The 12,439-nt window shown below is 30.4% G+C and carries 10 protein-coding genes; 3 read left to right on the plus strand and 7 right to left on the minus strand.

Annotated features, from left to right (window positions below):
- Positions 1–37: 37 nt before the first annotated feature.
- The 5 genes from BUA86_RS10510 to BUA86_RS10530 all read right to left on the minus strand — a co-directional run bounded on the left by BUA86_RS10510 (position 38) and on the right by BUA86_RS10530 (position 4,360).
- Positions 38–448, minus strand: a complete 411-nt coding sequence (locus tag BUA86_RS10510; RefSeq protein ID WP_143147301.1) for a hypothetical protein — start codon at positions 446–448, stop codon at positions 38–40.
- Between the two features lie 178 nt (positions 449–626).
- A complete protein-coding gene (locus BUA86_RS10515; protein WP_072932492.1) occupies positions 627–1,064 on the minus strand; it encodes a hypothetical protein in 438 nt (145 codons plus the stop codon).
- Positions 1,065–1,362: 298 nt separating this feature from the next.
- Positions 1,363–2,430 carry a diphosphomevalonate decarboxylase gene (locus tag BUA86_RS10520; RefSeq protein ID WP_072932493.1) on the minus strand — a complete coding sequence of 356 codons (1,068 nt, stop codon included), beginning with the start codon at positions 2,428–2,430 and terminating at the stop codon, positions 1,363–1,365.
- A 14-nt stretch (positions 2,431–2,444) separates the two neighbouring features.
- The gene (locus BUA86_RS10525) at positions 2,445–3,446 is read right to left on the minus strand and encodes an NAD-dependent epimerase/dehydratase family protein (RefSeq protein ID WP_072932537.1); all 1,002 of its coding nucleotides are present in this window, start codon (positions 3,444–3,446) and stop codon (positions 2,445–2,447) included.
- Between the two features lie 5 nt (positions 3,447–3,451).
- On the minus strand, positions 3,452–4,360 hold the full coding sequence (locus BUA86_RS10530) for a CorA family divalent cation transporter (protein WP_072932494.1): 909 nt from the start codon (positions 4,358–4,360) through the stop codon (positions 3,452–3,454).
- 177 nt (positions 4,361–4,537) lie between these two features.
- Between BUA86_RS10530 and BUA86_RS10535 the strand changes: the two genes are divergently transcribed.
- The 3 genes from BUA86_RS10535 (at position 4,538) to tyrS (ending at position 10,251) form a co-directional block, all read left to right on the plus strand.
- Positions 4,538–7,279 (plus strand): SusC/RagA family TonB-linked outer membrane protein, encoded by a 2,742-nt coding sequence (locus tag BUA86_RS10535; protein ID WP_072932495.1) that lies wholly within the window; start codon positions 4,538–4,540, stop codon positions 7,277–7,279.
- 13 nt (positions 7,280–7,292) lie between these two features.
- A complete protein-coding gene (locus BUA86_RS10540) occupies positions 7,293–8,792 on the plus strand; it encodes a RagB/SusD family nutrient uptake outer membrane protein (protein WP_072932538.1) in 1,500 nt (499 codons plus the stop codon).
- 163 nt (positions 8,793–8,955) lie between these two features.
- Positions 8,956–10,251, plus strand: a complete 1,296-nt coding sequence (gene tyrS / locus BUA86_RS10545) for a tyrosine--tRNA ligase (protein ID WP_072932496.1) — start codon at positions 8,956–8,958, stop codon at positions 10,249–10,251.
- Between the two features lie 104 nt (positions 10,252–10,355).
- Here tyrS and trpA read toward each other — a convergent pair whose 3' ends face one another.
- Positions 10,356–11,123, minus strand: a complete 768-nt coding sequence (gene trpA / locus BUA86_RS10550) for a tryptophan synthase subunit alpha (protein ID WP_072932497.1) — start codon at positions 11,121–11,123, stop codon at positions 10,356–10,358.
- A gap of 1 nt (position 11,124) precedes the next feature.
- Positions 11,125–12,330 (minus strand): endonuclease/exonuclease/phosphatase family protein, encoded by a 1,206-nt coding sequence (locus BUA86_RS10555; RefSeq protein ID WP_072932498.1) that lies wholly within the window; start codon positions 12,328–12,330, stop codon positions 11,125–11,127.
- Positions 12,331–12,439 lie beyond the last annotated feature (109 nt).

Genomic DNA, 12,439 nt, shown 5'->3' on the forward strand with positions numbered 1-12,439 from the left:
TTTGATAACCTTTTTTGTGTAAAAATATATTGTATGTTTATGGACAAATCTCCATCTCTAAATCAAGATCCCAATGGCACTCTCCTGGATCTTCGGGCATAGGTCCTGGACCAGTTGTACAAATTACAGGTCCTGTACCATCTGCATTGTAATCACAATTTGTAATTGTTGGTGGAGGTGTTGCAGCGCCTCCGCACATTCCAGTAGGAATTCTTGTTTCAACTCTTTTACACCTACCAGTATCAGGGTCATGAGAATAAACTATGTATGCAGTATAGCATTCTTCTAACCATATCTGTTCAATTCCACATATAGTGGGGTCATTATTTTCTTCTTCAATCATTATAATACTGCTGTAATTTAAATTTAGTTTTTGATAAAAATCAAGGATTGATGTGTTGAAATTTTCTTTAGAAAAACCAAATGTTGACAGAAGTAGTGCCGTCAATAATAAAATCTTTTTCATATTTATAATTTATGTGTTATTTTCTCTAATCTAAATCATAAAATTTTTAAAGTCAAAAAATAAATGTTAAATAATCAATAATGATTAAAAGTAATATAATGAAATACAAAAAAGGTTATCAATTTTGATAACCTTTTTTGTATAAAAATATATTGTATGTTTATGGACAAATCTCCATCTCTAAATCAAGATCCCAATGACACTCTCCTGGATCTTCGGGCATAGGTCCTGAAACAGTTGTGCAAATTACAGGTCCTGTGCCATCTGCATTGTAATCACAGTTTGTAATTGTTGGTGGAGGTACAGCGGCACCTCCAGTGCAATTTCCATTAGGAGTTCTTATTTCAACTCTTCTGCATGAACCTTCTGTACCATTTTCTATGAATGAATACGTGATATGAACAGTATAACAATACTCTTCCCATATTTGTTCTATACCACATCTAGTTTCGTCATTATTTACTTCTTCAATAATTATAATACTACTGTAATTTAAATTCAATTTTTGATGAAAATCAAGGATTGATGTGTTGAAATTTTCTTTAGAAAAACCAAATGTTGACAGAAGTAGTGTCGTCAATAATAAAATTTTTTTCATATTTATAATTTATGTGTTATTTTCTCTAATCTAAATCATAAAATTTTAAAAGTCAAAAAATAAATGTTAAATAATCAATAATGATTAAAAGTAATATAATGAAAAACAAAAAAGAGGTTATCAATTTTGATAACCTCTTTTTTGTGTATATTGAAGTTGTTTAAACTAATTATATTACTCTATAATTTTCAATTATAATCTTGTTTTTACTACAATCTGTAATGTTGAGCTTGTCGAAACATTTATTTAATTCTTTACTATTCTTCAACGGGCTCAGAATGTTTATATAACTTCATTTCTAGAAAGTAACTTTATCTTCTATATAGTTCCCGTTTTGACAGAATTTTTTCAATTCATTTTCTATAAAAACTTCGATAGCTTCTGCATCTATTGCTGGATATAACAAATGCACATTTGCACCAGCATCTAATGTAAAGTATAATTGCTTTCCTGTTTCTCTACGGAACTCCCAAAGTTTTTCTAAGGCAGCAACTGTATTTGGTTTCATAAGTATAAATGCAGGATTGGACATCATCATCATGGCATGTAATGTCAACGCTTCATGTTCTACTAATTCACCAAATGCTTTTACATCTCCGTTTTTTAGAATTGGGATTAATGTTTTTAAATTATCGTTTGCCTCTATGAATCTTTGTTCAGCATAAGGATGACCATTCATTAAATTATGACCAACTGTAGAAGAAACAGATTTCTGACCTTCGTGAATTAACAAAATAGTGTCATGAAATGTTTTAAAAACTTCATGAATTTCATTGTCTGGAAATTTTGTTCCATATAAATCAGAACTTCCCTCTATAAAATTATTTTCACCCCATTCAACCAAACCTTTATAAACAGAACGACAAGCACTTCCAGAACCTAATCGAGCTAAGAAAGATGCTTTTTGTAATAACTCATCTTCTGTTAAGTTAGCACCAAGTATATTTTCTATTTGAACCAAGCATAATGCCATTGCTGACATTCCTGATGCAGAAGATGCTATTCCAGAACTGTGTGGAAATGAATTATGTGTGTGAACTTCAAATTTATAATGTTTTAAGAAAGGAATATAAGCAGTTATTCTTTCGAAAAAAGTAATGATTTTTGGTGTAAAACTTTCTTTTAATTCCCCTTCAAGATAAACTTCAACATCAAATTCTTCGGATGTTTTTGGAGAAAATTTTAGTTCAGTTTCTGTATAGCTATTAGTTAATGTGTAACTAATAGAACTATTAGTTGGAATTTGATTTTTCTTTTTTCCCCAATATTTTATTAATGCAATATTAGAAGGACTTTTGGCATTTACGCTTCCTTTTTCTAGAGAAAAAGCGTTTGTAGAAAGTTTTGATATGAATTGTTGTTCCATAAAACAAAAGTAAACTATTTTGTAGAAATCAATTTTTGATAATTTGAATAATGATAATTTATAGCTTCTTCAATCGGAATAAAAGAATAATCTAATGTTTTACATATTTTAGAATTATCATATTTAATTTTAGTTGTTAAAGAATAATAAGTAGCCTTTGTAAGATATTTTCCTCCAAAAATTCTAGAGATGGATGAAAAGATTTTAATCGCTTTTAAAGTAGAATTAGAAATTAATTTTATTTCAGCATTATTTTTTTTAGCAACATAATTCAGAGCATCCTTATATGATCTGTTTTCTGCAATTAAAATAAATTTTTGATTATAAATTTTCTGTTGAACCAATTCTAATAAAACTTTCACAACGTCGCGAACATCAACAAAAGCTGTTCCGCCAGATGGAGCATATTTACTGATGATAGAATTTTGATCAAATAATTTTTCACTTGCTCTTCTCCCATTTATAGAACCAATTATAACTCCAGGATTTACAATAATAACATTTATTCCTTCTTGCGAAGCTCTCCATACTTCCATCTCGGCTCTAAATTTAGAAATGGCATAAGAAGAATGTGTAAGACTATTGTTCCAAGCAGAAAGCTCGTCAATTTTTTTTGTAACAGGATTTAAATCGTCCATTGCAGCAATAGAACTAACAAAGAAAAACTCTTTTACTTTAGAATCTATTGCTTCATTCACTAAAGCTTCGGTTCCTAAAATATTAGTTTCAAAAATTTCATCGTCATCTTTTTTATCAAAAGAAACAAATGCAGCTGTATGATAAATAGTTTTAATGTCTTTTAATAAATCTGGAAGTTTTGTAATATCCGATAAATCGCCATCTACCCAAGTGATATATTTATAAAATTCGGTAGCATTTTGATCTGCGAAAAATCTTTCAATACTTTTTATATCAGAAGTATGTCGTTTTAATGCACGAATTGGCTGTTGTTTTCTTGCTAATTCAACTAATAAATGACTACCAACTAATCCTGTTCCACCTGTTACGAAAATCATCTTGTTTATAAGTATTTCTTTTTCTTGAACCAAAAGTAAATAAAAAATACCACTATTAACATAACAAGTAAACAAATAGGGTAACTCCATTTGTATGCTAGTTCTGGCATAAAATCGAAATTCATTCCATAAATACCAGCGATAAATGTAAGTGGTAAGAAAAATGCAGAAAAAATGGTAAGTGTCTGCATAATTTCATTCGATTTTTGTCCATTCATGGAAAGGTAAACAGAAAGTAAATTTTGTACATCGTCCACAATTTGAGAATGCAGATGAAGCATTTTTACATTTTCTTCATACAAATCCTGAGAAGAGCTTGTTCTTTTATTATCTAATCTATATTCTTTAAGTGCTTCTAAAGTATAATCTAATATTTTTTTACATGCAGTTGCTTCACGTTTTATTTTATAAAGTGTAGGAATTTTAATTTTTCTTAAATCTCCTGTAAAAATTAAATGTTCTAATTGATCAACTTCTTCGTCCATTTTGTTAGCAGGTTCTTCGTAAGTTTTAATTGTTTCAGAAATTATTCTGTACAATATCCCTTTCGAGGTTACTTTTTCAGGATCTAATTTTGATAGATATTTTCGTTGAATTAAATCAAAAATATCTGTTTCCTTCTGATGAACAGTTATAATATAATTTGGGCCGAGATAAATACTGATTTTATGACTAAATTCTCTAACCGTATTTTTTAATGTACGATGCTCTTTATCAAAAAAGCGTACCAATAAAAAAGATGAAGTACTTTCATCAGATTCATATTTAGGCAAATGCCCTGGCTCTAAACTATCTTCAATTGTTAATTTCTGAAATGAATAGGTTACTGCTATTTTATCTAATTCTTGTTTTGTTGGATTCTGTAAATTAATCCATTTAAACTGTTTATTCTCAAAAAATATTTGCTGACTCATAATATTCTCTTAATAAATACTTAATAATTATTAAGTTAAATTTTTGAAATAAAGATAAATAAAAGTTTAAATAATTATAAATAAATAAATATGTAAAAAAAATGTTACCAAAATGAAAAAAAATATAAAAAAATGTTAAAAATAATATTTATCATTGCAGTATAATAAAATTGATACATGAGAAAAAAATTAACTTCTTTAAGCTTGTTGGCTTTTCTAGGGTTAGGTACGTTAGTATTTGCTCAAACAAAAGGAACAGTGAATGATGAGAATGGTTTTCCGGAAGCTGATGTTGAGGTAACAGTAAAGGGTACTAACAAAACAGTGTTCACGGATGAAAACGGTAGTTTTGATATTGATGCTAAAGTAGGAGACGTTTTAGTGATCAATGGAACAGAATATATCGTAGCTAGTAATAATTTAGGTGTTTTAAAACCTAAGAAAACTGAAATCGTAGATTTAGCAGAAACAGTTGTAACTGCTTTTGGTGTTCAAAAGAAAGAGACTGTAGTTGGTTCTGAATATAGTAGAGTTGGTGCAGGAGATTATTATGTTGCAACATGGGAATCTATGCGTAATGGAAGATTAGCAACTAATCCAACTGAAGGTTTAGCTGCGGCGAATGCTTACGCATCTAATAATTTTATAACTAACAATTTAGTTAATAATATTTACGGAGTTCCAAATAATCAAGTTGTAGTTGATGGGCAGTTAACAACTTCTCCAATGTTATACAACGATTTCAATTGGCAAGATTATATTACACGTACTGGATCTTTTCAAAAATATGATGTAGATTATTCAGGTGCTACTGATAATACATCTTATTTTGCAGGTTTCGGTTATACTAAAGAAACAGGATATGTTATAAAATCTGATTTCGAACGTTATTCAGCAAGAGCTAGTGTTGATACACAAGTAACAGACTGGTTAAAAATGGGTACAAATTTATCAGGGTCTTTAGTTAAATCTAATCAAGCTAATGATAGTGGTGATTCATCTTTTGTTAATCCATTCTATGCTACAAGAGCAATGGGGCCTATCTATTCTCCTTTCTTGTACGATGCAAATGGGCAAAGAGTATATGACACAGAAGGAAATCCAGCTTACGATGGTAATGTTTCTAGAGGTAGAGGATCTTCAGCAAGTGCTGGACGAAATGTATTGCAAGAGACATTATTAAATAATAATTTACAAAATACAAACTCGATTAATTCAAGATTTTTTGCTGAGTTTAAATTATTACCAGGATTAACGTTTACAACTAATTTAGGATACGATGTAAGAAATTATAATCTTAAGTTTTATGGTAATAAAGTAATTGGGGATGCTATTGGAACAGCAGCTTTAGCGGTTACTACTAACAGATATACGACTGTAACTTGGAATCAAGTTATGAAATACCAAAAATCATTTGGTCAACATAATTTCGATGCATTAGTAGGACATGAGTCATTTAGTTACCAAAGAGATTATACATATACAAGAAAAATAGGTGAAGCTGTTTCAGGTGTTTATGAATTAGTTAACTTTTTAACGCCAACTTCTACTACTGGATACAATCAAATAGTTAGAAAAGAAGGATATTTTGCTCGTGTAAATTATGATTTTGCAAGTAAATATTTATTATCTGCGTCTATTCGCCAAGATCAATCGTCTCGTTTTGCACCACAAAGCAATAAAGGTATATTTTGGTCTGCAGGTGCAGGATGGAATCTTCATAAAGAAGGATTCTTAAAAGGATCTTCAGTTGTAAATGAATTGAAATTAAGAGCGTCTTATGGACAAGTAGGTAATGATGGGGGAATCTCAGCAGAACCTGGTTTTCAAACAGATCTTGATTTATATTCTTTAGGTTACAACAATGGAACTGAATCTGGTGTATTATTAGGGCAATTAGGAAATCCTGATTTAACATGGGAATCTAAGAATCAACTTGATTTAGGTCTTGATTTTGCTTTCTTTAAAAGAAGAGTAACAGGATCTGTAGAATATTATTCACAAGATATCGTGGATATGATTTTCCAAGTACCTACTCCAAATTCAGCTGGTGTACCAAATAATGCGATTTACGGGAACATTGGTAAAATGAGAAACAGTGGTTTAGAGATAGCATTAAATTTAGGAATTGTACGTAACGAAAAATTCTCTTGGGATTTAAGTGTTTTAGCATCAACTATTAAGAATGAGATTCTTAAGATGCCAAAAGGTAAAGATGATGCAATTATAAATGGAACAAAAAGATTAGCTGAAGGACAATCTTTATATAGTTATTGGTTACGTCAATGGTATGGAGTAGATTCATCTGATGGTGCGGCTTTATATATTCAAGATGATGCAAAAGCAGATGATGTAAGTACTAGAACTGTAAATGGAGTAAAAGTAACTACAAACCAAAATAATGCATTAATGGCATACTCAGGGACATCAATTCCTGATGTATTTGGTAGTATCACAAATAATTTCAAGTTTGGAAACTTTGATGCTTCTGTGATGTTAAACTATCAATTAGGAGGTCAAATATATGATAATAATTACTCTCTTTTAATGAGTACTTACCCACAAGGTCAAGCTATTCATACAGATATGTTAAGTGCGTGGAAGAATCCTGGAGATGTTACAAATGTTCCAATTATGAGTTCAGCTAATGTAACTGCAACTTCAATCGGTACTAACTCTCGTTGGTTAACAAAAGCAGATTATTTATCAATAAGAAACGTTACGATTGGTTACAATTTTAACAAGAGAACGTTAGAAGCTGCAGGATTGAAAAATCTTAGAGTTTATGCATCTGGAGAAAATTTATATTCTTGGACAGCGAGAAAAGGTTTAGAGCCAGGACAATCTTTCAATGGAACAACGACATATCGTTATACTCCATCTAGAACGGTAAGTGTAGGTTTAAATGTTTCATTCTAAAAAAAGAAATAAAATGAAAAATATAAAATTATTAATATCAGGATTAGCAATAACAACATTGTTATTGACTTCATGTAACGATGATTTCTTAGATACAAAATCAACGGAATCTGTAGATGCGCCTACTATATATTCTACATCGGATAACTTAATGGCTGCAATCAATGGTATGCATAGAAATATGTATGTTAGACAAAATTCATCTCAAGGACAAAATGGATATACAGGTCAAATGATTATTTCTGATGTAATGGGAGAAGATTTAATCTTTCCTACTACTGGAAATGGATGGTTTAGAGATGAACTAAGATGGATTACACCAGGTTTAGTAACTTCAAGTACAGCATCATATCCATGGACGTTTTGGGCAGGAATGATAAGAAATGCAAATAACATTATTACTTATGGAGCTACAGCAACTGGAGATCAAATATTAAAGGATAAGGCTATTGGAGAAGCATATGCTTACAGAGCATTTTCTAACTTTCAATTGGTGCAGTTATATGGAATAAGATATACAGCAGGGGGAAATAATTCTAATCTTGGTCCTGTTTTAAGAGAGGATCCAGCTGATATCTTACCAAAACAAAGAGCAACAGTTGAAGAAACTTATGCACTTATTTGGAGTGATTTGGATAAAGCACAAGCATTATTAACAGGTAAAACTGTTACAAATAAATCTCATTTTACATTAGCAAATGTGAAAGGTCTTAAGGCTCGTGTAGCATTAGTACAACAAGATTATGCGAAAGCTGCTCAATTTGCGAATGAGGCAAGAGCAACATCATTAACGCCAAGTATTGCTTTAATGTCACAAACACAGTATAGAGCAGGTTTTAATGATTATACAAATCCAGAATGGATGTGGGGAGTTACAATTTTAGCAGATCAATCAGATTTCTTTGGTAATTTCCATGGTTATATGTCAAGAAACTATAATTCTTCACAGATTAGAACGGCACCAAAAGTAATGAGTACAAAATTGTACAATGCTTTCCCTTCTACAGATGTTAGAGTACAAGTAGTAGATCCAACAGGTGCGCATACAGCTTTAGCTTTGCCATCTAACTACTCTAAGTTTCCTTACACATCTCAGAAATTCTTATCTGTAAGTCAATCAGTTTCTTTAGGAGATGTACCATTTATGCGTGCTGCAGAAATGTACTTAATAGAAGCAGAAGCTTTATATAGATTAGGTAGAGAAGCAGATTCTAAAACAGTTTTAACAACTTTAGTAAAAGCAAGAGATACATCTTTTACAGCGTTTACTACAACTGGAGATGCTTATTACCAACAGATTTTATTAAACAGACGTTTAGAGTTATGGGGTGAAGGATTTAGATTTTATGATTTAAAACGTTTAAACCAAAAACTAGATCGTACTGGTGCTAATCATAATGCTACTGTTATTAACAATGTTTATACAATTGAACCAACAGATGCAAGATGGCAATGGATGATTCCACAAGCAGAGATTAATGCTAATCCTTTGATTACGCAAAATCCTTCTTAACATTTTAATATAATTTTATCCTCATATAATTATATGTCTAAATCAAGGTTTTCTTTTTAAAGGAAACCTTGATTTTTTATATACTATTTTAATGTTTCTATTTCAATTGAAAAATCTTAACTTTACCGCTCTTAAAAACGAATAAAAAAATATTTAAAATACTATGAATCCATTAATTGAAGAATTGACTTGGAGAGGACTGGTTCACAATATAATGCCAGGAACAGAAGAACAACTAAATAAAGAAATGACTTCTGGTTATGTAGGATTTGATCCTACTGCAGATTCTCTTCACGTAGGAAGTTTAGTTCCTATTTTCTTATTGGTTCATTTACAAAGACATGGTCATCGTCCAATCGCATTAGTTGGTGGAGCAACAGGATTTATTGGAGATCCAACAGGAAAAGCAGCAGAAAGAAGTTTATTAGATGTTGAAACACTTAATCATTATGTAGAAGGAATTAAAGGGCAGTTAGCTCGTTTCTTAGATTTTGACTCGAATAATGGAAACTCTGCAATCTTGGTGAATAATTATGATTGGATGAAAGATTTTTCATTTATTGATTTTGCACGTAATGTAGGAAAGCATATCACTGTAAATTACATGATGGCAAAGGATTCAGTAAAATCTCGTTTATCTTCAGAATCTAATGTAGGAATGTCTTTTACAGAATTTACGTACCAATTAATTCAAGGTTACGATTATGTACATTTGTATAAAGAGCTTGGAGCTAAATTACAAATGGGAGGATCTGATCAATGGGGTAATATTACAACAGGAACAGAATTAATTCGTCGTACTGCACAAGGGGAAGCTTTTGCTTTTACTTGTCCGTTAACTACAAAAGCAGATGGAACTAAATTTGGAAAGTCTGAAGGAGGAGAAAATATTTGGTTAGATAAAAACAGAACATCACCATATAAATTTTACCAGTTTTGGTTAAATCAAGCAGATGCTGATGCGGAGCGCTACATTAAAATTTATACATTCTTAGATAAGCAAACAATTGATGAATTAATAGAACGCCATCATCAAGAGCCTCATTTACGTGAATTACAACGTAAATTGGCAACTGAAATTACGATCTTAGTTCATGGTGTTGATGAATTACGCAAAGCAGAAAAGGCTTCTCAAGTTTTATTTGGTAAATCAACTTCGGAAGATTTAAAAGAATTAGACGGAGATACTTTTTTATCGGTATTCGAAGGTGTTCCTCAAGCTACAGTTGCTAGAGCAGAAATTGAAGAAGGATTAGATATCATTGCTACTTTAGCTGATAAAACAGGTTTTTTAAAATCGAATTCTGAAGCTCGTCGTGAGTTGAAAGCTAATTCTATTTCTGTAAACAAAGAAAAAGTTGGAGAAGATTTTTCGTTAACAACAGAGCATTTAATTGCAGATAAGTATGTTTTGTTACAAAAAGGTAAAAAGAATTATTTTATTTTAATTGTAGAATAATTAATTAATAAGTTTTGAGTCGTAAGTTTTAAGTCTTACGTTCTACGGTTAACGCTTAATGAGGTTTAAAGATCTTTAAGCGTTAATCGTAAACTCATCACATTTTATTTCAAACTATCAATATAGCTTTTAATTGCTTGAGATATATTTCCATTTGCTTGTTTTAATACTCTTAGAAAAGCACTTCCTATTATTGCTCCATTCGCATAATTCCAAGCTTTCTCCACATCTTCCTTTGTAGAAATTCCAAACCCAATTTGATGAGGTTTTGTTAGTCCTAAAGATTTTATATTTTCTAAGAAATCCTCGTTATAATTAGATGTTGTAGCACCAGTTGTTGCAGAACTAGAAACAATGTAAACAAACCCACTTGTTGCATCATTAATTTCTTTAATTCTTTTCTCACTTGTTAATGGTGTAATTAAAAAAGTTACTTTCTGATTGTACTTTTCAAATAATGCTTTATGCTGTGCTAAATAAATCTCATAAGGCATATCTGGTAATATTAGACCTGAAACACCCGATGCTTCACAATTTTGTAAGAATTTTTCTAAACCAAATGTCATTACTTGGTTGTAATAACCCATTAAAACAATTGGTGCTGAAATTTCCTCTTTTACAGAATTTAATTGTTCAAATAAAATGTCTAAAGTCATTCCATTTGCTAAAGCTTTCTCGCTTGTTTCTTGTATTGTAGGACCGTCTGCTAGAGGATCGGAATAAGGAATTCCGACTTCTATAATATCGATATTGTTTTTATCTAATTCCTTTAAAATAACAGGGGTATCCAATAAATTTGGATACCCTGCTGTTGTATATATTGTAATTAGATTTTTATTTTTATAATTAAATAATTGTTCTAATTTATTCATGTTATTTTGCTTCTTTTAATAAAATAGTATAAACAGGGAAGTGGTCAGAATATCCATTTGCACGATAAGTATCTCCACTCCACATACGATTTGGTGAACCTTTGTAAGCACCTTCTGTTGCTTTTAAATAATCTTTATTGTATACTTCTGTTTTGTATATTCTGTAAGATGAGTAATCTTTATCTTTTGAAACTAATGAAGATGTAGAGATAAATTGATCGAATAAATTCCAAGCATCACGATAAGATAATGTTCCTACACCTTTTTTAAATAAAGGTAACATAGGATTGTAATAACCATTTTCTTTTGTGCTTTTTACATCACCAGCAGGATTAAAAACATCTTTAATACTTGCAGATGTTGGATCATCATTAAAATCTCCCATAGCAATAATTTTAGCATTAGGATTTTTCTCTTTTAAGTCTTCAAAAATAGCTTTCATTGTTTTTGCAGCTTCCATTCTAAATGGTCTTGAAGATGATTCTCCACCACTTCTAGATGGCCAGTGATTTACTAAAAATGTAATTTCTTCTCCATCTAATATACCTGTAACTTGTAAAATGTCACGCGTATATTTTCTGCTACCATCAGTTCCGTAAATAAAAATAGGATGTGGTTTCGCTTCAGTTACTCTAAAACGAGATTTTTGGTATAATAATCCTGTATCAACACCACGAGCATCAAAAGAATTAAAGTGAACAACACCATAATTGTATTTTTTTAATGCTTTACTGTTCGCAATATCGTCCATTACACCTTTCGTTTCAATTTCACAAAGACCAACAATAACAGGAGCAGATCCAGTTACGTCTGTTCCAAGTTCACTAATTACTTTTGAAAGATTATTAATTTTTTGGAAATATTTTTCTGTGTTCCATCTTTTATTTCCATTAGGAAGAAATTCTTCTTGTAAAATTAAAGGACGAATAATTTTTTTTCCTTTAATATTTTCATAAGTATAAGCCTCGTTAAATTCCTCTGTTTTATAATTAGGAATATCTTTTTCTGCTATCTGAATATGATAGTTAGGGTCATTATAAGGTAGTGTACCATTAATGTATCCAACAGATTTTATAGTGTCAAATGTATTTTCAACATTATAAAATGCAACAGTTGCACTGGTATATTTATTCTGTGCATTTAAGTTTAATGTTAAGAATAAATTAAAAAACAATAATAAAGTTAAAGATTTATTAATTTTAAACATGTGTTAATAGTTAAAGATTTATTAAATTTGTTGTCCTAATTTTTTTTAGGAGAATCCATAGCTGAGCTAATTTTTTAGATGGCTAATTTATAAATAAAAATTCGTTTGA

Origin of the sequence: Chishuiella changwenlii, assembly GCF_900142565.1 — a bacterium.
GTDB classification, from domain to species: Bacteria; Bacteroidota; Bacteroidia; order Flavobacteriales; family Weeksellaceae; genus Empedobacter; species Empedobacter changwenlii.